Source organism: Nonomuraea sp. 3-1Str (genome assembly GCF_031570565.1).
Classification (GTDB): Bacteria; Actinomycetota; Actinomycetes; order Streptosporangiales; family Streptosporangiaceae; genus Nonomuraea.
This window is the reverse complement of sequence record NZ_JALHBK010000031.1, coordinates 1-22608: the sequence shown is the minus strand read 5'-3', so window position 1 is coordinate 22608 and position 22608 is coordinate 1. Positions and strand designations below refer to the sequence as shown.

The window sequence follows — 22608 nt, the reverse complement described above, 5'->3', positions numbered from 1 at the left end:
GGAACGGGATCTCTGTGACTAGGATCACCGCTTGGCGGCGGCATCCCCTCGCGAGATACGCCGTCCTGATTTTGGCGTTGGCGCTGGTCGGGATGGTTTATACCGCCTTCGTGCAGGCCGGCCGGCCCGCCGACGCGGCTCTCGCCTCGGGCAAGCTGGACGACGTCGCGGAGGGCAAGAGCCTCTTCGAGGTCCACTGCGCGAGCTGCCACGGCATGAACGCGCAGGGCACGTCGACCGGGCCGACGCTGATCGGCGTGGGCGCCGCGGCCGTCGACTTCCAGATGAGCACCGGCCGCATGCCGGCGTCCAACCCGGGCGCGCAGGTGCCGCGCAAGCCGCTCGCCGGCTGGGTGACGCCGGACAAGATCCGCCAGATCGGCGCCTACGTGCAGTCGCTCGGCGGCGGCCCGCAGGTGCCCGGCAAGGAGCAGGTCGACCCCGCGCTCGGTGACGCCGGCAAGGGCGGCGAGCTCTTCCGCGCCAACTGCATCCAGTGCCACAACTGGGCAGGCGCGGGCGGCGCGCTCACGCAGGGCAAGTACGCGCCGAACCTCAACCAGGCCACTCCGGCGCAGATCTACGAGGCGATGGTCACCGGGCCGCAGGCCATGCCGGTGTTCAACGACACCACGATCACGCCCGAAGAGAAGCGCAGCATGATCGCCTACATCACCCAGGTGCGCGAGCAGAAGGACCCGGGAGGCTTCGGCCTGGGCCGGATCGGCCCCGTGACCGAGGGTCTCGTAGGTTGGGTGGTGGGCATCGTGGCCCTCATCCTCGCATCCATCTGGATCACCGCGAAGAAGCGACAGAAGTCATGACAGACATCGAGCACGAGACCGAGCAGCCCGACGACCGCGTGCCCAAGCGCGTCATCGGCACCCCCGCCCCGGGCACCTCGATGCTCGGCGACGGAGTGGAGCCCGGCCGGGGCGACACCGAGGTCCCCGGCGTCACGTACCAGGACCAGGACAAGGCCCGCAAGGCCGAGAAGATCGTGGCGCTCTGCTTCACGATCACGTTCCTCGCGGCGATCGCGTTCATCATCTCGTACGTGGTCTTCCAGGTGGGCAGCCCGGAGGCCACCGCGGTCTCCAACCTCGCGCTGGGCGGAACTCTCACGCTCGCGCTGCTGGGGCTGGCCGTCGGCATCGTGGTCTGGGTCCGCCAGATCATGCCGAAGTACTCCCTCGTCCAGGAGCGCCACACGATGGCCTCCGACGAGGACAGCCGTGAGGTGGTCGCCGAGACCTTCATCCAGGGCGCCAACGAGAGCGGGTTCGTCAAGCGCCCGCTGCTGCGCCGCACCCTGCTGCTGGCGGCGGCTCCGCTGGGCCTGGTCCCGCTGGTGCTCCTGCGCGACCTGGACAACTCGAAGATGCCCGGCGCGAAGTTCAACGAGACCCTGCGCCACACCGTCTGGGGCGAGAAGACCAAGGAGGGCAAGCCGCTGCGCCTCGTCGTCGAGGGCACCGGCCAGCCGATCCGCGCGGCGGACTTCAACTCGCCGGGCGGCATCCTCTCGGTCGTCCCCGAGGGCTACCAGCATGACCTCAACGCCCTCGCCAAGGCCACGCTGATCCTGATCAAGTTCCGGCCGGAAGAGATCAAGTCGGGCGTCAACAGCAACTGGACGCACGACGGCATCGTGGCCTACTCCAAGATCTGCACGCATGTGGGCTGCCCGGCGGCCCTGTACGAGCAGACCACCCACCACATCCTGTGCCCCTGCCACCAGTCGACCTTCGACGCCGCCGACGGCGCCAAGGTCATCTTCGGCCCGGCCGCCCGGCCGCTGCCGCAGCTGCCGATCACGGTCGACGACCAGGGCTACCTCATCGCCAAGGGCGACTTCGCGGTGCCCGTCGGCCCCAGCTACTGGGAGCGCGGCGACGCCGAGGCCGAGGCCAGGTCCAAGGGAGGTCACGCATGAGCAGCGACCTGACAACGGTTCCCAAGGGCATCGCCGGTCCGTCGAACTTCATCGACGAGCGCATCGGCGCGGCCAACTTCCTCAAGCGCAACCTGCGGAAGGTCTTTCCCGACCACTGGTCGTTCTTGCTCGGTGAGATCGCGCTCTACGCCTTCATCCTGCTGCTGCTGACCGGCACGTTCCTGACGTTCTGGTTCAAGCCCAGCATGGGGGAGATCGCCTACGACGGCTCCTACGCCCCGCTCAAGGGCGTCATGATGTCCGAGGCGTACGCGTCGTCGCTGGAGATCAGCTTCGACGTGCGCGGCGGTCTGCTCATGCGGCAGATGCACCACTGGGCGGCCCTGCTGTTCGTGTCCGGCATGATGGTGCACATGCTCCGGGTGTTCTTCACCGGCGCCTACCGCAAGCCCCGCGAGCTCAACTGGCTGATCGGCGTCCTGCTGCTGACGCTGGCGCTGGTCGAGGGCCTCACCGGCTACTCCCTGCCCGACGACCTGCTGTCCGGCGCCGGTCTGCGGATCACCGAGGGCGTGGCGATCTCGCTGCCGCTGGTCGGCACGTACATCACGTTCTTCCTGTTCGGTGGCGAGTATCCCGGCGAGGACATCATCTCCCGGTTCTACTCGCTGCACATCCTGCTCATCCCGGGCCTCATCCTGGCTCTCGTGTCGGCCCACCTGGTGCTCATGTGGGTGCAGAAGCACACCCAGATGCCCGGCAAGGCCCGCACCAACAAGAACGTGGTGGGCGCGCCGTTCTACCCGGCCTTCATGGCCAAGGCCGGCGCGTACACGCTGTTCACGTTCGCGGTGGTCGCGGGGCTGGCGACCTTCACCCAGATCAACCCGATCTGGCTGTTCGGCCCGTACACGCCGGCGGACATCTCGGCGGGCTCCCAGCCCGACTGGTACATGGGCTTCCTCGAAGGCTCGCTGCGGCTCATGCCGTCGTGGGAGATCAACATGTTCGGCACCGCCCACGCGGGCACGCTGCCGCTCAGTGTGATCATCCCGGCGCTCGTGCCGCTGGGCCTGGTCATGACGGGGCTCGCGCTGTACCCGTTCCTGGAACGCTGGGTCACGGGCGACCACCGCGAGCACCACATCGCCGACCGCCCGCGCAACAACCCGCACCGCACCTCGATCGGCATGGCCGCCATCGTGTTCTACGGCGTGCTGTGGCTGCTCGGCGCCAACGACGAGCTCTCGGCGAACTTCCAGATCTCGCTGAACTGGACGACGTACGCCGGTCGCGTGCTGGTGTTCCTGCTGCCGGCGCTGGCGTACGTCATCACCTACCGCATCTGCCTCGGCCTGCAGCGCCACGACGCGGGCGTCGTCTCGCACGGCGTCGAGTCGGGCGTCATCAAGCGGCTGCCGCACGGTGAGTTCATCGAGGTCCACACGCCCGCGGCGGACGACATCGAGGCTCACGTGCGCGGCAAGGAGGCGGTGCCCATGCTGCCCGTCGAGGCGGACGGCGCCGGCATCCCGCCCAAGGGCATGCGCGGTCCGCTCGGCAAGCTCCGGGCCCGCATGTCCCGCGCGTACGGCGGCGAGAAGATCGCCCTCGACGAGGGCCACGGTCACGGCCACGACGAGGAGCACGCCGCGGTCGAGTCCGGCGAGGACCGCTCGCTGACTCACTGACCACCCGCGCCGCCGGCCCTTCCGGGGACCGGCGGCCCGACCCGGGCCCGGGCGGCTGCTGCCGTCCCGGGCTCGCGTTGGGTCTGGGGGGTGGCGGCCTGAGGTGTCCTTGGCGGAGGCGTCCCGTGGAATTCGCGCCCGGTTCTCGGGCTGTCCTCGCTTCGCGCCGTCCTCGCTCGCGCGCGGTGTCGCGGCGCGGGCCTGCAAAGGTCGGGTGGCCGGTCGGGGAGTCGGTCCATGCGGCCGGCCGGGCCTGGCGTGCTCGGAGGCGTCCGGGAGGTCGGCCGTCACCGGCGTGCTCGGGGTGGCCGGCAGGTCGCCGTCACCGGCGTGCCGGGTCGCGTTCCGCCGTGCCCGGTGGTGTGCTGCCGCGTCCGGTGGTGTCCCGCCGTGCCAGGCGAAGCTCCGCCGTGGCCGGCGCAGAGGCGGGGGCGGTCAGTCGGACTCGGTGAAGCCGATCGAGAAGGCGGAGTCCAGGTCGTGCTTGGAGTACGCCCGGAAGGCGATGTGGGTCTCGGTGTGCAGGACGCCCGGGACCTTGTTGAGGCGGCCCGGGACCACCTCGGCGATCTCTTCGTAGGCGGCCACCCGCACCATGGCCAGCAGGTCGTACTCGCCGGTGATGGAGTAGACCTCGCTGACGCCGTCGATCTCGGCGATCGTCTGGGCGACCTCCGGGATCCGGTCCACCTCGGCGTTGATGTGAACGATAGCCGTGACCATGGCCCAACTCTATCGGGTCAGCGCAGGGGGCGGCCCTCGCGGGAGCGCTGGGCGGTGAGGGGGCGGTAGGCGAGCTCGATGCGGGCCTTGTGACGGGCCGCCCCGTGGACGGGCAGCGCCCAGTCCCCGTCGACCTCCACCAGCCGGACCCCCGGTGACTCCAGCCAGCGCAGGATGCACTCGGTCTCCTCGGCGCTCGCCGCGTGGACGGGGCCGGGGCCGGGCAGGACGGTCTCGGCGTGGGCCGCCAGCGACTCCACGTACGGGGTGGGGTGGGCGCCGCGCGGCATGACCCCGGCCGCCGCCAGCCGGCCGTACCGGACGACGTGGATGTCCCAGCCGCCGTCGAACGCCGGACTGGCCGCGATGAGCTGCGGGATCCGCGTGATCGAGGACAGGCGCTGCATGCGGGCCGCCGTGCGGACGAACGCGGCCAGCCGGTCGCGGTCGACCGACGCCTCCTCGTAGCGCTGCTCGGCCGAGAGCCGCTCCATGCGGGCGGTCACCGCGGCGAGGACGGGCGAGGCGTCGAGCGTCATGGCCCGGCGGGCCGTCTCGGCGTGGACGGCGTACTCGGCCTGGCTCTGCCTGCCCTCGCAGGGCGCGCCGCAGCGGCCCATCTCCAGCAGCACGCAGGCCGCCCGGCGGGTGCGCAGCGTGACGGGCTGGGTGCACTGGCGTAGCGGCACCGCCTCGTGCAGGGCGAGGCGGGCGTCGTCGGCGGAGCGGCTGCTGCCGAACGGGCCGAGGTAGGCGGCGCCGTCGTCGCGCACCTCGCGCACGATCGACAGCCGGGGGAACGGCTCCTGGGTGAGCTTGAGCCAGACGACCTTCTCGGGGAACCGGGAGCGGCGGTTGTAGCGGGGCTTGGCGCCGCCGATCAGGCGCAGCTCGCGTACCTCGGCCTCTAATGCCGTGGCGCACACGATGTGGCGGACCCGCTCGGCGATGCCGATCATCTCGCGGATGCGCGGCCGGGTCTCGCTGGCGGTGAAGTAGGAGCGCACGCGGTTGCGCAGGTTGGTGCTCTTGCCGATGTAGAGGACCTCGCCGCGCTCGTCCTCGAACAGGTAGACGCCGGGGGAGTGGGGCACCGACTCGGCGAGGTGACGCTTGCGCTGCTGCTCGGGGGTGGGCGCGCGGACGAACGACTTGAGCTCCTCCAGCGTGTGGACCTGGAACGATCCCGCCCGCTCGATCAGCCCGTGGAGCACGTGCACGGTGGCCCTGGCGTCCTGCAGGGCGCGGTGGCACGGCTCGGCGGGGCTGCGGAAGAACTTGGCCAGCGTGCCCAGCTTGGCGTTGGGCGTCTCGTCGCGGGTCAGCACCCGACGGGCCAGGTCGACGGTGTCGACCACCGGGTTGGCCGGAGGGGGGTAGCCGTGGTCGGCGCAGGCCGCCTTGATGAAGCGGGTGTCGAAGCCCGCGTTGTGCGCGACCAGCGTCGTGCCCCGGATGAACTCGAGGAAGCTCGGCAGCACCGCCTCGATGCGGGGCGCGGCTACGACCATGGCGTCGGTGATCCCGGTGAGCACCGAGATGAACGGCGGGATCGGGCCGCCCGGGTCGACCAGCGTGGAGAACTCGCCCAGCACCTCGCCGGCCCGCACCTTGACCGCGCCGATCTCGGTGATCGCGTGCTCGGCGGGCGAGCCGCCGGTCGTCTCCAGGTCGAACACCACGAACGTGACGTCACTCAGCGGGGTGCCGAGCTCGTCGAGTGTGCCTTGTACCGCGTCCACGATCCAAGACCATAGAGTCGGCCACCGACAGTTGCGCGCCCGCCCCGACAAGGACCCGCTCAGAAGGACCCCCTGAGAAGGACCGGACGAATAACCCTTCATCATGATCATTAGTTAGTCTTCCGGTTATGTCTGGCGGAAGACTCGCCGGTCGCTACTCCCTGATCCGCCCGCTCGGCTCCGGCGGCATGGGGAAGGTGTGGCTGGCCAGGGACGAGATGCTCGACCGCGAGGTGGCGGTCAAGGAGCTGACGCTGCCCGAGGGCCTGCCCGACGGGGAGCGGAACGAACTCGTCACGCGCGCCGTGCGGGAGGCGCAGGCCACCGCGCGGCTGCGCCACCCCGGAATCGTGGCGCTGCACGACGTCATCGTCGAGTACGGCCGCCCGTGGCTGGTGATGGAGCTGCTGCGCGGCGGCACCCTGGCCGACGTCGTCAAGCGGCACGGCCCGATGCCGCAGGAGCACGCGGCGCGGATCGGCGCCGACCTGCTGGAGGCGCTGGCCGCCGCCCACGCGCAGGGGCTGCAGCACCGCGACGTCAAGCCGGGCAACGTGTTCATCACCGACGGCGGCCGGGTGGTGCTCACCGACTTCGGCATCGCCCGTCAGGAGGGCCAGGCCGCCCTCACCGAGCAGGGGCTGACGATCGGCTCGCCGGGGTTCATCGCGCCGGAGCGGCTGGACGGCGACCCGGGCGGCCCGGCCAGCGACCTGTGGTCGGTCGGGGCCACCCTGTTCTACGCGGTCGAGGGCCGGCCGATGTACGGCGGCACGGTGAGCGAGCGGATCACGGCCACGCTCACCACGCCGCCGCCCGAGACGGCCGGTCCCATCGGGCCGGTGATCGCCGCGCTGACCGCGCGTCACCCGTTCACCAGGCCCGACGCGCGGACCGCCCGCGACGCGCTGCGGCAGGTCATGGCCGGCCAGGCCCCCCGTCTCACGTCCACGCAGGAGATCACGGCGCCCCGCCGGCTGCCGGGCCGCCGCAAGGGGCTCCTGTGGGGCGCCGCGGCCGTGGCGGTCCTGCTCGCCGCCGTGGGCACGGGTGTCTTCTTCCTCGTACGCCAGCAGGCCGACGGCCTCCCCGAGGCGTTCGCCGTTCCCATGGACGCGTGCGCGCTGCTGCCGCGTGAGGACGTGAGCCGTCTCCTGCGCCTGCAGAAACCCCCGGACGGCAAGCGGAGTTCGAACCAGGAAGGCCCCACCTGCGGCTGGGCCATTCAGGGCCGCGGCCTCGGGCTTCAGCTCCAGAAGGACTCCGACACGGCCGACCCGTGGTCGATGACCCGGACGTCGGCTCACACCCTGTTCGAGAACCAGCGGGTCTACTGGGGCAGGTACACACACCAGCAGATCGACTGGACCTGGCCCGAAATCGGCGCCAAGGGCTTCAACAAGGCGACCCTCACCCCGGTCCACGCGGTCAGCGGGGTCGGCGAGGAGGCGTTCGGCTACGAGCTGACGGGATCGACGGGCCGGGTGCACTCCGCCCACATCTACTACCGGCTGGCCAACCTCGTGGTCCGGGTCGAGTACTCCGATCTGGGCAACCGGCCCACCGACGCGGACATCAGGAACACCGCGCTCGACGCGGCGCGGGTCACCGAGCAGGCGTTGCGCCGTGCGGGCTGAGCCCTACCGGCTGGCCGGCCGCTACCGCCTGGTGGAGCGGCTCGGCGAGGGCGGCGCCGGCACGGTCTGGCGGGCCATCGACGAGACGCTGGACCGGCAGGTCGCGGTCAAGCAGGTGCGCGTCCCGGGGGGTCTCACCCCTCAGGAGCGGGCCGCGTTCGCCGACCGCGCCATCCACGAGGCGAGGTCCGCCGGACGGCTGCGTGACCCGGCGATCGTGATGGTCCACGACGTGGTGCTCGACGGCGACCAGCCGTGGATCATCATGGACCTGGTCGTGGGACGGTCGCTGGACAAGGTCGTCAAGGAGCTCGGACCGCTCCCGTCCGGAGAGGTGGCGCGCGTCGGGCTGCGGGTGCTGTCGGCGCTGGAGACCGCGCACCTGAACGGCATGCTGCACCACGACGTCAAACCGGCCAACATCCTGCTGGACTCCGACGGCTCCGCGATGCTCACCGACTTCGGCATCGCCGTGCCCCTGTACGGCCAGGACGGCGCGGGTCCGGGTGCGGTCTCGGGCGCCGGCTCGCTCGGCTACATGGCGCCCGAACGGCTGAACCAGCGGGCCGCCGGCTCCTCCTCCGACCTGTGGTCACTGGGCGCGGCTCTCTACACGGCAGCCGAGGGCAGGGCGCCGTTCGAGCGGGCCATGCCGGCCGCCGTGGCGGCGGCGGTGCTGCTGCACGCCCCGCCGTTCCCGGAGCGGGCGGGCCCGGAGCTCGGGGCGCTGCTCATGGCGATGCTCGCCAAGGACCCGGCGGCGCGGCCGTCGGCGGGCGAGGTCCGGGAGCGGCTGAGCGCCGTGGCCGAGCCCGCCCGGCGCCGTCGCCGCTGGTGGCGGGCTCCCGTGGCGGTCGTGTCGGCTCTGCTGCTGGCCGTGGGCGGCTGGTACGGCTTCGCGGCGCTCAAGGGGACGCCCGAGGTGGGAAGGTTCGCGAAGGCGCCCGACCCGTGCGGGGCGATCAGCGACGCCCGGGCCGCCGAGCTGCTGGACGGGCCGGTGAAGCGCCAGGTGCCGCTGCCCGGCTGGTGCGAGTGGCGGCTCAACGGGGTCTCCGGCCCGGCGCGCAAGCTGACCGTCCGGCTCTGGGCCGAGCAGCCGACCGGCGACCTCAGCGGCCCCGCGGTGGCCGCGCGCAGGTACGCCAGCGAGCGTGCCAGCAGGGGGGCTGCGATGGGCACGACGTTCCGCACCGTCACCGGGAAGGGCCAGGACGTGGCAGGGGTGGGCGAGGCGGCGTTCGGGCAGACCTCGTTCGAGCTCTTCCCCACCGACCGGGAGGGGCGGACGAACGACGTCCTGCTGTTCCGTCTGAGCAACCTCATGGGCGAGGTGATCCTGCACCGCGAGGAGGTGCCGATGAAGGACGCCACGGGCGGCAAGGAGCCGGCGCTCGCCGTGGCGCGGGAGCTGGTGGCGTCTCTCAAGGGATGACGGCCTCGGGTCGCGGCGGCGCCCCTCTCGGCGGATCAGGAAGTGTCGCATCACGGGTTTCACTAACATGTTCAGTCGCATGTCATGGCGAATCCCCAGGAGTGCCTCGTGAATGCCGGTAACCGGAATGAGCCGCCGCCCAAGCCCCACCCGGGGCCGGGCGGGCCGTCCGAGCCTCCAGGCTGGTCACCGGTGGGGCCGCCGTTCACGCCCTGGGAGCCGCAGGCGGGACCGTACGAGGGCCGCCCGGCCACCCCGCCCCCGCCGGGCCCGCCCGCCACGCCGCAAGCCGGTCCGCCCTCGGGCCCTCACGCCGGTCCGCCCTCAGGTCCTCACAGTGGTGCCCACGGCGGTCCGTCGGCGAGGCCACCCGCTGGGACGCCGGTCTGGCCTCCCGCCACGCCCCCTCCTGGCCCTCCGGCAGGCCCGTCGGGCCAGCCGCCTTCAGGTCCTCAGGCCGGGCCGCCTTCAGGTCCTCAGGCCGGGCCGCCTTCGGGTCCTCAGGCCGGGCCGCCTTCGGGTCCTCAGGCCGGGCCGCAGCCCGGTCCGCCCCTCTGGCCCGCCCCCGGTGCCCCCGCCGTCCCGCCCGCCGGCCCGTACGGGGACCCGGGCGCGCCCGGCTCTCCGTACGGCGGCCCGCCGCAGAGCGTTCCGGCGGGCCAGGATCCACCACCGGGCCAGTACGGCCCGCCCGGCCCGCCCGGTCAGTACGGTCAGTACGGTCCGCCCGCGCCGGGGGCTCCCGGCGCCGCGTACGGTCAGCCCGGGGGCGGCGCGTCGGACACCGCGCCGTCCTTCGTGGGCGTGGACGTCCCCACCGGCGCGTCCCCCAGCTCGGCGAACCGCCCCGAGAACCGCCCGGGAGGCCGTCCGGAGGGCCGTCCGAAGGCGCGCCGCCCCTGGGTGATGCCCGCCGTGGCCGCCGGCGTCGCGGTCCTGCTGGCGGGCGGGGCAGGCGGCGCCTACCTCGTGTTCGGCAGGACGTCCGCCTCGGAGCAGCCCGCCGCCAAGGCCTCCGCCCAGAAGGCGGCCGCCGTGACCGGCCCCGACGTGTGCGCCATGCTGCCCAAGGAGACGGTCGACCGGCTCGTGCCGCAGGCGACGGTCACCGCCGACTCCAGGTCCGGCGAGTACACGATCACCTTCAACTGCACCTGGGCGAACCAGCGGATCTCCTTCGGCGAGTACTGGCGCAGCCGCCAGGTCGAGGTCAAGGTCGACCAGCACCGCGGCGACGGCGCGAAGACCGGCCGTTCCATGGCCCAGAACTCGTTCGACATCGACTACAGCAGCGCCAAGTACGGCGAGACCGCCAAGCCGACCCTCAAGAAGGGCGAGAAGGACTACACCTCCAAGGTCAGGGACATCCAGGGGGTGGGTGACGGCGCTTTCGCCCAGTACGTGTGGCGCCGCTCGGGCAACGTGTTGTGGTACTCGTACGGCGAGGCCCACGCCCGGGTCGCCGACATGACCATCCAGGTCAAGTACCAGGCGAACCAGCAGCGCAAGGACGCCCAGATCTTCAGCAGCGACACCGTCCAGTCCGTCACCGAGGACAACGCCATCCGCGAGGTCACCGGACTCGCCGGGCAGATCGCCAAGGGCGTGGCCGCGTGGAAGGCGCAGCACCCCGACGTGCTGGCCCAGCCGCTCAAGGCGCCCTCCGCCACGCCCACGGCCCCCTCGGCGTCGGCGACGCCCACGCCCACGCCCTCGCCGACGCAGCTCGCGGCGATGCCCGCCGACTGCGTGGCGGCGGGGAAGGCCGCGACCAAGCTGGTGCCGGGCGCGGAGACCAGGGCGACGGGCGGTGGCACGGGGGCGGATGCCCAGAACGAGTGCCGCTGGCTCAACCGCAAGATCGACGCCGGTGGCGATGTCACGAAGACCCGCAGCGTGCTGATCACCACGCACCGGTTCACGAACCGCGCGGGCGCCCCCGACGCCGGCGCCGCCAAGACCTTCTACGCGAGCCGGCGCGGCGGGGCCAAGTCCGTGGAGGACCTCGACTCGCGCGACGTCGACTGGGCCAAGCTGAGCGACATCAAGGGCATGGGGGACGCCGCCTACAGCCAGTACATCAGTTACCGGCGCGGGGCGATCTTCGCGGGCAGCGCGACGGTGACGATCCAGAAGGGGGCGCTGGTCGTGACGGTGGACTACGCGGGGCAGCAACGGCCCGACAGCGAGCCGACCAACTCCCCCAAGGTGCGCCTCATGCCGAGCAAGGAGGCGGTCGCGGGCGCGCTCTCGGTGTCCCGCGCCTACCTGGCGGGACTAGAAGGCGGGCCCGGCGGCGGCTGACCTGCCCCGCCCCTGCACCTCCCGGTTCGGACGGGCCCGGCACCACGCCGCCGGGCCGGGCGCTCGGCAGCGGCCCCGACCCGAGCGCGGCGTACCCGACGAGCAGGTGACCGGCGTCCACCCGGCGCGACACGCCATGACCGCGCGCCTTCCGGAGACGGCGAACCGGCATACACCTGGACGCTTGACGCGAAGGGTTTACGAGCCTGCAACTGATCTGCAAGCGGGGCAAATAGCGTTGATCGCGTCACAGCGTGAGCCGCGTGATCTCGCTTGACCGTGACAGGGGCGCGGGCAAGCCGTGGGGGATCCCGCGACTCACACCGCCTCGCGCGCGCCCGTCCGTCGGGAGCCGGGCCCGCGCGCGCGAGGCACCCTCCGTCCGGGGGCATGCGCCCGCTCACCCCTCGGGGCCTCCGGTGCGGACCAGGAACGGGTCGAGGAGGCCGGGCACGGCCCCTGCCGCGAGCTCCAGTCCGGCGGCACAGCCCACGTCGACGACGTCGTAGTGGCCGTCGCCCGCGGCCGTCGTGGCCGAGACCGTCAGCAGCCCGGCGCGGCGCTGGACGTACGACTGAGTGATCGTCCAGCCCACGATGCCGCCGCGGTCGAGCGCGACGGTCCGGCGCACCACCGCACCCGACCGGGCGACGAGGTGGCGCCCGCCGAGCGCGTGCCCCAGCCCCCGGTAACCGGCCACGGCCAGCCAGAGCGCGGCCGCCAGAGCCGTCGCCGTGACGGAGGCCGCCACACCCCAGACCCACGCCTCCGTGGACGCGGCCCGCGCCCACGCCCCCGCCTCCGACGCCCAGGACCAGCCGGAGCGGAAGAGCACCGCCACGGCGATCGCGAGCGCCGCGACCGGTGCGACGACGGCGGCCGGCGCCCTCCGCACCCGCCTGCGCCGGGCGGCCACCGGGTGCGGAAGAAGCTCCGGAAGAGGTGCGCCCGCGATCCGGGCCGCCACGCGCGCGGCCTCGCCGCGGGGCAGGGGCGGAGTGAGCGCCGCCACGTCCTCCGTCTCGCCCTCCTCGGCCTTGCCCAGGCCGGTGGCCACCGCCTTGACACGGGCCCCGCCTCCGAGCCTGAGCAGCAGCGGCTCGCGGATCTCCACGCCCCGCAGCCGCTCCTCGTCCAGCGTGAGGGACCGGCTGGTCAGCAGCCCCCGCCGCACCCGCCACCGCCCGTCCCGCCGCGCCGGGTCAGCAGCCGGGCTTCGCACCAGGTCCGGGACGGCGGCCGTGGCCGACCCAGGGCGGCCGGGCTCGCGTTCCAGGCGGTAGCCGCCCCACGACTCCACGAAGATCAGCAGCGCCCCCGTCACGCCGGCCACCACGTTGCCCGCGACCACCAGCGGGACCGTCACCCAGGGCCGCTCCGTCAGCCAGTCCCACACGACGCCCGCCGTCTCGCCGGAGAACACCTCCACCCCGAGCGCGTCGAGCGGCTTGTACAGCACCCCGAGCACGATCGCGGCCCCGGCGAACGACCACACGGTCAGCGGCGCGTACCGGACCCACGACCACCGCAACCGCGCCACCACCTCGACGGCCTCCACCCCGACGGCGCCCGCCCCCACGGCCTCCGCCCGCACGGCGCCCGCCTCCCGGCCGTCCGGCCCGCCCTGGGCCGCCCGGCCCTCGCCCGGCCACCCGGCTGCACCCGGAACGTCCTGGGCGGCGCCCCCGGTGACGCCCGTCCCCCCGATGCGCCCGGCGTCCCGGTCTCCGGCCGCCCGACCGCCCCCCGGGCCGGTGGACGTGCTCGCCGACGGCAGGTCCTCCCAGCCCGTGGCCGGGAGGAAGGGGCCGGCGGGGGCGCCCGACAGGAGGGCCCGGCGCAGCGCCTCGGCCTCGGCCCTCGTCAGCGGGTCCAGGGTCAGCTCGGTGCGCTCGTCCCCATGGCCGCCCGCGCCGATCCTGACGACGGTCAGCCCGAACGCCCGCCGTACCGGATCGGCGCGCAGGTCCACGCTGCGGACCCGGTCGCGCGGCACCGACCGGTGCCGGCGCGACAGCACGCCGGAGCGCAGCTCCAGGCGGTCCCGCGTGAGCCGCCAGCGCGTCACGCGCAGCCGCGTCACGTCGTACGCGACGACAGCCGCCACGATGAGGACGGCGGCCCCCCCCGCCACGGCCGCGACCGCGCCCCACGGCAGGTCGGCTCCGTGCAGCACCCGCACCACGACCACGTCCACGGCCACCACGGCGCCGAGGGACAGCACCGCCGAGACCCCCACGCTCCGCCCGGGCAGACGACGCCAGGTCATGTCGCGTCCCCCGGCGTGGCCTGCGTGATCGCGGTCAGCCGGGCCGCGAGCTCGGCGGCCAGCTCGTGGTCCAGCCCCTCGATCGTGATCGGTCCCGCGGCCGACGCCGTGGTCACCGTCACGTCCGCCAGCCCGAACAGCCGCTGCACCGGCCCCCGCGCGGTGTCGACCGTCTGGATGCGCGACATCGGCGCCACCCGCCAGGTGTGGGTGATCCAGCCCTTGCGCGTGTACACCGCCTCGGCGGTCACCTCCCAGCGCTCCCTCCGGTACGACGCGCGCGGCCCGGCCACGGCCAGCGCCAGGCAGCAGCCGGCGAACCCGGCCACCAGCACGCCCAGCACGACCGGATGCCCGGTGAACAGCCAGTACGCCGCCACGGTCCCGCCCGCCACCGGGACGGCCAGCATGAGCGCCTGCGCCGTCCACCACCTGACGGCACGCGGATCGGCCTGGTGACGCGGCGGCCTCAACGCCACCCCGGCCGCCCCCGTCCCCGCCTCGGCCCCGATCCCCGCCTGCGCCCCCGCCCGCGCCGCTCGCCGAAGGGGCGGGCGCGGGTCAGGGAAGGTGTCCGGCCGTGGCACCGGATGCTCGTCGTGACGTTCCATGCCACCGACCATGGCGCGGCCGGCGAGCTCGGCGCGTCCGCCGGAGGTCGCGCGGTGTATCGACTTTGGTCGCTGTCCGACCGCCCCCCGACCCCCTAACCTCGGGACATGTGAGCGACCACCACGAATACCGCTGGGCCCTGCCGTCCGTCCTCCTGGGCGACGGCTCCGCCGGGCGGCCCGTGCGACGCTCCACCCGCGACTGGATCGTGGACATCCTCATGTTCCTGGCCGCGTGCGGCATCACGCTGATGACGGCGCCCGAGCTGGAGGGCATACCGCGGGCGCTGGTGGTGACCGAGCAGGTCGCCGGGGTGCTGTCGTGCGTGGCGGTGTGGCTGCGCCGCCGGTGGCCGGTGGGATTGGCCGTGGTGACCGGGGTGCTGTCGACGTACCTGCTGATGGTCGGCGGCGCGTCCGTGGTGGGGTTGTTCACGGTGGCGGTGCACCGGCCGTTCAAGGTGTCGGGGCTGGTCGCCGTGCTCGGCTTGGTGACGACCGCCCCGTACGCGCTGCTCCGGCCCGATCCCGAGCTGGGGCCGGCCGGGACGGCGACGCTGAGCGTGGCGATCCTGCTGACGGTGTTCGCCTGGGGCGTGGTCGTACGGGCCCGGCGGCAGCTCGTCTGGTCGTTACGGCAGCGCGCGGTCATCGCGGCCGGCGAGGCCAAACGGCTCGAACGCGAGCGGATCGCCCGCGAGATGCACGACGTGCTGGCCCACCGCATCTCCATGCTGAGCCTGCACGCGGGCGCGCTGGAGTTCCGGCCCGGCGCGCCGCCCGAGGAGATCTCCCGAGCCGCCGGCGCCATCCGCGACAGCGCCCACCAGGCGCTCCAGGATCTGCGCGAGGTGATCGGCGTGCTGCGCCACCCGTCCTCCTCCGGCGACGAGAACGGTCCCGTGCCCCTTCCGCCCCAGCCCACGCTGGCCGACCTGCGTTCCCTGGTCGAGGAGTGCCGGCAGGCGGGCATGAAGGTGTCCTTCACGATGAACGGGTTCGACGGGGACGCGACCCGGGCCGCCGGCGGGGGAGGGGGCGCGGTGCCGGACGCGCTCGGCCGTACCGTCTACCGGGTCGTCCAGGAGGCGCTCACCAACGCGCGCAAGCACGCGGGCGGCGCGCCGGTGGGCGTGACCGTCGCAGGTCGGCCCGGCGACGGGGTGACGGTCGAGGTGCGCAACGCGGTGTGGGCCCGGCAGAGCCCGCGCCTCCCGGGAGCGGGAGCGGGGCTCATCGGGCTCACCGAGCGGGTCGGGCTGGCGGGTGGCCGGCTGGAGTTCGGGTCGGTGGCAGGGGGCGACTTCCGCCTGCACGCGTGGCTGCCGTGGGCGTCGTGACCGTCGTCCGGGATCGTGACGACGTGCCGTTTGGGTCGCGGCCGTGAGGGAGGAAGGGGCTGGTGTGAGGGTGGAATCGGTGGCCGTGGTGGGCGTTCGGACGGGTGGCGGGGGCCGGTCATGATGGACCCCATGACGATCAAGGTGCTCATCGTGGACGACGATCCGCTCGTCCGGGCGGGACTGGCGATGATCCTCGGCGGCGCGGACGACATCCGCATCGTCGGTGAGGCCGGTGACGGGTCCCAGGTGCCGCCTCTGGTCGCCGAGCACCGTCCCGACGTGGTCCTCATGGACATCCGCATGCCGGACGTCGACGGCCTCGCCGCCACCGAGGCGCTGCGCGCCACCAGGGAGCCGCCCGAGGTCGTGGTCCTGACGACGTTCCACGCCGACGCCCAGGTGCTGCGGGCGTTGCGGGCCGGGGCGGCGGGATTCCTGCTGAAGGACATCGCGCCCGCCGAGCTGGTCGGGGCGATCCGGAAGGTGTCGGCGGGGGAGCCGATCCTGTCGCCGGCGGTGACCCGGCAGCTCATCACCCACGTGTCGGGCGGCGGCGCCGAGAGCCGCGCCGGACGGGCCCGGGCGCTGCTCGACCGGTTGAGCGAGCGCGAGGGGGAGGTGGCGACGGCCGTCGGTCAGGGCCGGTCCAACGCCGAGATCGGGGCCGAGCTGTACATGAGCGTCGCCACGGTCAAGGCGCACGTCTCGCGCATCCTCACCAAGCTGGGGCTCAACAACCGGGTGCAGATCGCCCTGCTGGTCCACGACGCCGGGTCGGGGGAGCACCGGGGCGGGTAGCCGGACGTGACCGCGCCTGGGGAGTGGTGCGGGGCCGGCCGTCCAGGGTGGGTCAGGCTTCCAGCATGCGTTCCAGTGTGCCGCGGTGCATGACCAGGTCGTCCGGGTCGTCCGGCATGGGCTGCTCGCCGAAGTGGACGCGGCGTCGCCACACCCGGGCCATGATCACCCCGTGCCTGAGCGCCGCGTACGTCAGGTGGAAGTCCATGTTCGCCGGCGTGTGACCCGTCAGCGCCTGGTACGTGCGGCACACGTCGTCCCCGCGCATGAAGTCCGGCAGCCCCGGCAGGCCGATCGCCTCCGTGAGGTCCTGGAAGAACCGGTGCAGGAAGATCATCCAGGCCAGGTCCAGCTCGCGCGGCCCCACGGCGGCCATCTCCCAGTCGAGCACGGCGACCGGCCGGAAGTCCCGGTACATCACGTTCCCGATGCGGGCGTCGCCCCAGGTGAGGACGTCGGGGCCCGGGTCGTCCGGCCAGTGCGCCTCCAGCCAGCCGAAGGCGCGCTCCAGCAGCGGGATCGGGTGGTCACCGTGCGCCCACGCGTAGTAGGCGCGCTGCGCGTCCACATGCGCCCGCAGCCCGCCGCCCCGCACGCCGCCTCCCCCCTCGTCGCCGGCGAAGCCCTCCCCGCCGTACGAGGGCCGCTCCCCGTCGCCCGGGGCCCGCTCGTCGCCGTACGAGGGCCGCTCGTCCGCGCGTGTGGGCCGTGCGCCGGTGGGGGACAGGACCGAGAGGTCCTCGCGGGTGAACGGCGCGTCGTGCAGCGCGGCGAGGAGCCGTATCGTCGCGTCCTGCAGGACGCGCCGCCGTCCTGGCGGCGCGTCGAGCAGCCACCCCTCGAACGTGTACGGCATGACGTCCGGCGGCACGTCACCGTCCTCCCGCTCCATGACGAAGAACGGCGTGCCCAGCGGCGCCGGGTCCGGCTCGAACCACAGCGCCCTCGGCGCCGGGATCCCGGCCCGGTCCCGGGCCAGCCGCATCACCTCGAACTGGGCCCCCAGGTCATAACGGGGGAAGACGGGTACCGCCTCGGCCGCCGGCGCCAGCCGGGCCACGCACCGTGCGTGTCGCCGGCCCGGCCAGGAGGCGGTGAAGAAGACCGTCTCGCTGGACATGCCGTTGGCCGCGGGCCGCGACAGCTCCGACACGTCAACCGGGCCGCCGGTGCGGCCGGCCAGCCAGGACGCCATCCGGTCGCGGAGCCGGCCCAGGTCACGGGTGGACGTCCGCATCTCCTCCGTCACGGCGGCCTCCTCGGGTGAGTTCCGGTCCCGCCCCAGTGGTATACCCCTAGCAAGCGCTTGTCCACGTGGGGCGAGCGTTACGGTCAGGTACGGGGCAGCCGTACCCTTGTCTGAAAGGGCATGTCACGAAGGGACAGTGGGATGAGCTCAGCGGGTGAAGGCCTGTCTCGCCCGCTTCCCGAGCCGGTGCGGCTGAACGTCGTCGACCTGGCAGCCCAGGTCCTCGGCTCGATGCCCGCTGCGTCCGTGCCGGCCCCGTTGCGGGGCATCGCCAAGTTCGACCCGCGCAAGCGCGCCCGTCTGGGCAGCGCCCCCATCGCCGCGCAGCTGGAGAACGACAAGGAGTTCCGCGAGCTGGTCGCCGAGTCGGTCGCGGCGGGCTGGCCGGAGCTGGCCGCCTCGCTGGTGGACGGCCACGTGCCGCCCGCCGCCGACCCCGTGCTCGTGGCGGCCGCCGCCTACCTCACCCGCCCGCCCGGCTGGGCCGACATGGTTGAGGCGGCCCGCGCCGACCTCGAACGCTCCGCCGTGGCCGCCGAGGGGTCCGAGCGCGAGGAGGTCGTGTCCCGGCTGCGCGAGCAGCTCGCCGCCCAGAAGAGCGCCGCCAAGGAGGAGACCGACCGGCTGCGCGAGCAGCTCAAGGCCGCCCGCACGGAGAACTCCGACCTGCGCCGCCGCCTCCATGAGGCCCGGGAGAAGTCCAGGGAGGCGCAGCGGCGCGCCGAGGAGATGGAGCAGCTCGCCGAGGAGGCGCGGTCGACGGCCTCGGCGGCGGGCAGCGCGGGCGAGGCCGAGCTGCGGCGGTTGCGCGAGCGGCTGGCCGACGCCGAGAAACAGCTCGAAGCCTCGCGCCGGGCCGCCCGCGAGGGCCGCAGCATCGAGGACGCCCGCATCCGGGTGCTGCTCGACGCCCTTCAGGACGCCTCCGCCGGGCTGCGCAGGGAGCTGGCCCTGCCCACCATGATCAGCAGGCCCGCCGACTCGGTGGCGGCCGTCACCGGCGAGCGTCCCAGCGTGCGCGGAGTGCCGGCCCGCGCGCTGGCCGACGACGACCCGCAGCTCCTCGACCAGCTCCTCGCGCTGCCCCAGGTCCACCTGATCATCGACGGCTACAACGTGACCAAGGCCGGCTACGGCACCCTCACGCTGGCCGACCAGCGCAACCGGCTCATGACCGGGCTCGGCGGGCTCGTCGCGCAGACCCGCGTCGAGGTGACCGTGGTCTTCGACGGGGCCGAGCTGAACGCGCCGGTCCAGGTGGTGGCGCCGCGCGGGGTGCGCGTGCTGTTCAGCGCGCCGGGGGAGATCGCCGACGACCTCATCCGCCAGCTCGTCCGCGCCGAGCCGCCCGGCCGGGCCATCGCCGTGGTGTCCTCCGACCGCGAGGTGGCCGAATCCGTCCGCAGGATGGGCGCCCGCCCCGTACCGTCGGCACTGCTGCTCCGCAGGCTGGGCCGCGCGTAGACCGCAGGCTGGGCCGCGCGTAGCCCGCGGGCCGGACCTTGTGTAGGGCGCGATCCGGACGTAGCGGCCGGACGGCAAAGCGACGGTATAAGGAATCTGGCGTTTAGGTGAGATCAACACCTTAACTTCTGTACTATTTCGCCCCAGGTATGATCCCTTGGAGGCGACGCTGTGAGTTTGGGCCGGGTGCCGATGGTCGCGTGTCTCGCGATCGGGTTGCTGCTTTCGCCGACAGGTGGAGCCCAGGCCGCGCCGAAGCCCACGATCAAGCAGGCCAAGGCGAAGCTCGCCAAGCTCAACGACAAGGCCGACAAGGTCGTCGACCGCTACAACACGGCGACCGAGAACCACAAGAAGGCCCAGTCCGCCTACACCGAGCTCAACGACAGCTACAAGCGCAAGCTCGCGACCGTGGCCGACCTGCGCGAGCAGGTGATCTCGATGGCCGTCAACAGCTACAAGCTGGGCCGCGACGTCACCTCCATGCCCGGCGTGATCGGCTCCGACGATCCCATGAACACCCTGGGCAGCCTCGCCCTGGCCGACCAGGTGACCCGGGAGCGCGCTGACAAGCTCACCGCCTTCGACCGGGAGAACCGCGGCCTCAACGCCGAGCGTGACAAGGCCGAGGAGGCCCTGGCCGCCGCCGACAAGGAGCGCGACGCGGTCCGCAAGGAACGCGCCGAGGTCCTCAAGCTCATCGCCCAGCAGAAGAAGCTGCTCGACCGGCTCGGCGCCTACCGGGTGGGCGACCCGAACAGCACCGGCATCAAGTACACCGGCGCGGCCTCGGGCAACGCGGCGGCCGTGCTCCGGTTCGCGTACTCGCAGGTGGGCAAGCCGTACGTGTTCGGCGGCACGGGCCCCGGCGGCTGGGACTGCTCGGGGCTGACGCAGGCGTCGTGGCGCGCGGCCGGCGTCTCGCTGCCGCGCACCACCTGGCAGCAGTGGGCGTGGGGCGCCTCGCGCAGGGTGGCGCTGAACGCGCTCCAGCCTGGGGACCTCATCTTCAGCTCGGGACTCGGCCACGTGAGCATCTACGCGGGCAACGGCCAGATCGTTCACGCGCCGCAGACGGGCGACGTCGTCAAGGTCGCCACCCTCTCCTCGTACGGCGGCGCCCTCGTCGGCGCCATCCGCCCGTAGCGCGCCACGCGGCGGGTCCTCTCACCCTGAACCGAAGGCACTGCCTCGCTGTGGCGAGGCAGTGTAGCGGCCGCGCGCGCGTCTCGTGACGGGAACGCGAGTGAAGAACTGAAGCAGGCCGTGACCGGTCATGGTCACGTGGCCTGTTGTCCCGCCGGGGACAAACCTGACAAATGTGACGAAAGAGTCCTGACAGACGCCTGATTCGTCAATTGTGAGCAGAGTCACATTTGCGTAACGAATCATGGTGGCTAGCTGCGAGTCGTCACTTTACTGACACCTTATGGCGATCTTTACAGCTTGACCCGCGCTTTGCCGTTCCATGACATCTCCGCGTAACTTCTGGCGTCGCGGCGAACAAGCCATGGCGCCGCGAACCAACATCGGTCCCCCCGATGTGGACGAGATAGCAATCCATCGGTCGCCGCCGTAAATATCCGTACTTGTTGCGGTGGTGGCCTGCCGAGTCCGTGCAGCCAGGAGGCACGGAGCCGGGGACCCAGCGATCCCGAGCGGGATCAGGGGTGAATCGGCGCGTAACGCGCGCCGTAGGGCGACTTCCAGGCCCGAATCCGTCAGCTAACCCGGTAGGCGTTCGTGGAAGATCCAAGGAGAAATCCTGTCTACCCACTCGCACAACCCCCGTCTGTCCCGAATCGCCCTGAGCGGCGTCGCTCTCACCATGACCGTGACGGCCGGAGGTCTGGTCCTCCATGCTCCGGCGGCCCAGGCGGCAGGGACGACGAGCACCACGGCCGGTCTTTCCACGGTTTCGGCGGGCACGGCCGCCGCGTCCGTGAAGACGGCGGCCGGCAAGACGGCGAAGGCCTCCAAGGCCGTCCGGCAGCAGGCGAAGGCCCATACGGCCGTCGCCGTCGCCAAGGCGCAGATCGGTGACCCGTACCGTTACGGCGGCACCGGCCCTGGCGCGTTCGACTGCTCCGGACTGGTCCAGTACGCCTGGAAGAAGGCCGGCGTGAGCATTCCCCGCGTGACGAACAGCCAGTACGCACGCATCAAGAAGAAGGTCTCCTGGAAGAACCTCCAGCCGGGTGACCTGATGTTCTTCCGGGGGCTCGGTCACGTGGGCATGTACGTCGGCCACGGCAAGATGGTCCATTCGCCGCGGACAGGTCTGACGGTACGCGTCGAGAAGATCAGCGGATGGCGCAAGTCGTCGTTCGTGGGGGCGGTACGTCCCGGCCTGTGAGCACGCACGAAGACCCCGTCCCGGGTTGGGGACGGGGTCTTCGCGCGTTCGGGAAAGAACAGCGGGCGGGTGTCCGGGTACGATCGGACAGCGTGTCCGCCCGGGTGAGTCGTCGAGCCGTGCTGGCGGGGGTGGCGCCGCTGCTCGCGCTGGCCGCCGCGTCCTCGCCGGCCCGTGAGGCCCTTCAGGCGGATCGGGCCGATCGGCCCGATCGGGACGTCAGGCTCGGCGGGACGGGGGGCGAGCCGTGGCCCGGCGAGACGCGGGCGGCACGGGGCGCCCGATCACTCGTGCTGGGACACCGGGCCGATCCGAGCCTGCTCCAGGATCTCGCGCGCCGGGCCGACACCGCGGCGGAGCGCGTCTCCGGCGTTCTCCGCGTGTCCGTGCGACCCCTCGTGCTCGTGCCCGCCTCCGCCGCCGAGGCCGCGCGCCTGGCCGGCGTGGCGGACGTCGAGGGGCTGGCCGCCGTGGCCGACGGGAGCCGCGTCATCGTGGTCCCCGGCGCGTTCGACCGCCTCACCCCCACCGGCCGCGACGTCGTGCTCACCCACGAGCTCACCCACGTCGCCGCCGGCACCGGCGGGCTGCCGCCGTGGCTGTACGAGGGATTCGCCGACTACGTCGCCTACCGCGACGCCGGCCTGAGCGTGCCGGTGGCCGCCGCCGAGCTGGCCGCGGAGGTCCGGGCGTCGCGGCCGCCGCGCCGGCTGCCCGAGCCCGGCGATTTCGCGCCCGGCTCGGCCCGGCTGGCGGCGGTCTACCAGGAGGCGTGGCTCGCCTGCCGGTACGTCGCCGAGCGGCGTGGGGAGGACACGCTGGTGAGGCTCTACCGTGATGCCAGGACGCGGGGCGCCGCCCGCGCGCTGGCCGCCGCCGGACTCCCGGCCGCGCGGCTGACGGCGGGGTGGCGCGCGTACGTGCGTGAGAAGCTGGCGTAGGGGGATCATGTGACGAACGACGGCCAGGTGGGGGACGCGGCCCGCGGGGCGGACGCGCCCGGCACCGACGCGCCCGGCACCGACGCGCCCGGCACCGACGCGCCCGGCACCGACGCGCCCGGCACCGACGCGACTCCGGGCGACAGCG

Annotated in this window: 17 protein-coding genes and 1 riboswitch; of the genes, 12 read left to right on the top strand and 5 right to left on the bottom strand. The window is 73.1% G+C overall.

All coding sequences use genetic code 11. The features are described 5' to 3' along the window. Positions 1-14: 14 nt before the first annotated feature. Genes MTP10_RS34725 through MTP10_RS34715 form a run of 3 tightly spaced genes read left to right on the top strand, consistent with a single transcriptional unit; the run spans position 15 to position 3588 of the window. The gene (locus MTP10_RS34725) at positions 15-824 is read left to right on the top strand and encodes a c-type cytochrome (RefSeq protein ID WP_310715072.1); all 810 of its coding nucleotides are present in this window, start codon (positions 15-17) and stop codon (positions 822-824) included. Then, positions 821-1936 carry a Rieske 2Fe-2S domain-containing protein gene (locus tag MTP10_RS34720; protein ID WP_310715070.1) on the top strand — a complete coding sequence of 372 codons (1116 nt, stop codon included), beginning with the start codon at positions 821-823 and terminating at the stop codon, positions 1934-1936. The genes MTP10_RS34725 and MTP10_RS34720 overlap by 4 nt, the downstream gene beginning before the upstream one ends. Further along, positions 1933-3588: a ubiquinol-cytochrome c reductase cytochrome b subunit gene (locus tag MTP10_RS34715; protein ID WP_310715068.1), complete on the top strand. Its 1656-nt coding sequence runs from the start codon at positions 1933-1935 to the stop codon at positions 3586-3588. The genes MTP10_RS34720 and MTP10_RS34715 overlap by 4 nt, the downstream gene beginning before the upstream one ends. A gap of 435 nt (positions 3589-4023) precedes the next feature. Here MTP10_RS34715 and MTP10_RS34710 read toward each other — a convergent pair whose 3' ends face one another. Beyond that, positions 4024-4311, bottom strand: a complete 288-nt coding sequence (locus MTP10_RS34710) for an Lrp/AsnC ligand binding domain-containing protein (RefSeq protein ID WP_310715066.1) — start codon at positions 4309-4311, stop codon at positions 4024-4026. A gap of 17 nt (positions 4312-4328) precedes the next feature. Beyond that, on the bottom strand, positions 4329-6053 hold the full coding sequence (locus tag MTP10_RS34705) for a DEDD exonuclease domain-containing protein (protein WP_310715065.1): 1725 nt from the start codon (positions 6051-6053) through the stop codon (positions 4329-4331). Positions 6054-6181: 128 nt separating this feature from the next. Here MTP10_RS34705 and MTP10_RS34700 point away from each other — a divergent pair, with 128 nt between their 5' ends. The 3 genes from MTP10_RS34700 to MTP10_RS34690 all read left to right on the top strand — a co-directional run bounded on the left by MTP10_RS34700 (position 6182) and on the right by MTP10_RS34690 (position 11429). Then, on the top strand, positions 6182-7690 hold the full coding sequence (locus tag MTP10_RS34700; protein WP_310715064.1) for a serine/threonine-protein kinase: 1509 nt from the start codon (positions 6182-6184) through the stop codon (positions 7688-7690). Then, on the top strand, positions 7680-9125 hold the full coding sequence (locus MTP10_RS34695; RefSeq protein ID WP_310715062.1) for a serine/threonine-protein kinase: 1446 nt from the start codon (positions 7680-7682) through the stop codon (positions 9123-9125). Before MTP10_RS34700 ends, MTP10_RS34695 begins: the two co-directional genes overlap by 11 nt. 804 nt (positions 9126-9929) lie before the next feature. Continuing rightward, positions 9930-11429: a hypothetical protein gene (locus MTP10_RS34690; protein WP_310715060.1), complete on the top strand. Its 1500-nt coding sequence runs from the start codon at positions 9930-9932 to the stop codon at positions 11427-11429. 400 nt (positions 11430-11829) lie between these two features. Here MTP10_RS34690 and MTP10_RS34685 read toward each other — a convergent pair whose 3' ends face one another. Beyond that, positions 11830-13698, bottom strand: coding sequence for a PH domain-containing protein (locus tag MTP10_RS34685; protein WP_310715059.1), 1869 nt, complete (start codon positions 13696-13698; stop codon positions 11830-11832). Next, positions 13695-14309 carry a PH domain-containing protein gene (locus MTP10_RS34680; protein WP_310715057.1) on the bottom strand — a complete coding sequence of 205 codons (615 nt, stop codon included), beginning with the start codon at positions 14307-14309 and terminating at the stop codon, positions 13695-13697. The genes MTP10_RS34685 and MTP10_RS34680 overlap by 4 nt, the downstream gene beginning before the upstream one ends. Before the next feature lie 110 nt (positions 14310-14419). Between MTP10_RS34680 and MTP10_RS34675 the strand changes: the two genes are divergently transcribed. Next, on the top strand, positions 14420-15649 hold the full coding sequence (locus MTP10_RS34675) for a histidine kinase (RefSeq protein WP_310715054.1): 1230 nt from the start codon (positions 14420-14422) through the stop codon (positions 15647-15649). Between the two features lie 132 nt (positions 15650-15781). Continuing rightward, on the top strand, positions 15782-16450 hold the full coding sequence (locus MTP10_RS34670) for a response regulator transcription factor (protein ID WP_310715052.1): 669 nt from the start codon (positions 15782-15784) through the stop codon (positions 16448-16450). Between the two features lie 52 nt (positions 16451-16502). On the opposite strand, the gene MTP10_RS34665 is transcribed toward MTP10_RS34670, so the two are convergent. Continuing rightward, entirely contained in the window at positions 16503-17699 is a 1197-nt protein-coding gene (locus MTP10_RS34665; RefSeq protein WP_310715050.1) for a phosphotransferase family protein, read from the bottom strand. A 141-nt stretch (positions 17700-17840) separates the two neighbouring features. Here MTP10_RS34665 and MTP10_RS34660 point away from each other — a divergent pair, with 141 nt between their 5' ends. The 4 genes from MTP10_RS34660 (at position 17841) to MTP10_RS34645 (ending at position 22460) form a co-directional block, all read left to right on the top strand. After that, positions 17841-19163: an NYN domain-containing protein gene (locus MTP10_RS34660; RefSeq protein WP_310715048.1), complete on the top strand. Its 1323-nt coding sequence runs from the start codon at positions 17841-17843 to the stop codon at positions 19161-19163. A 171-nt stretch (positions 19164-19334) separates the two neighbouring features. Further along, positions 19335-20309: an NlpC/P60 family protein gene (locus MTP10_RS34655; protein ID WP_310715046.1), complete on the top strand. Its 975-nt coding sequence runs from the start codon at positions 19335-19337 to the stop codon at positions 20307-20309. Between the two features lie 450 nt (positions 20310-20759). Continuing rightward, positions 20760-20918: riboswitch (cyclic di-AMP (ydaO/yuaA leader) on the top strand. Positions 20919-20991: 73 nt separating this feature from the next. After that, positions 20992-21519, top strand: a complete 528-nt coding sequence (locus MTP10_RS34650; protein ID WP_310715045.1) for a C40 family peptidase — start codon at positions 20992-20994, stop codon at positions 21517-21519. A gap of 92 nt (positions 21520-21611) precedes the next feature. Then, positions 21612-22460 (top strand): hypothetical protein, encoded by an 849-nt coding sequence (locus MTP10_RS34645; protein ID WP_310715043.1) that lies wholly within the window; start codon positions 21612-21614, stop codon positions 22458-22460. Positions 22461-22608: the final 148 nt, after the last annotated feature.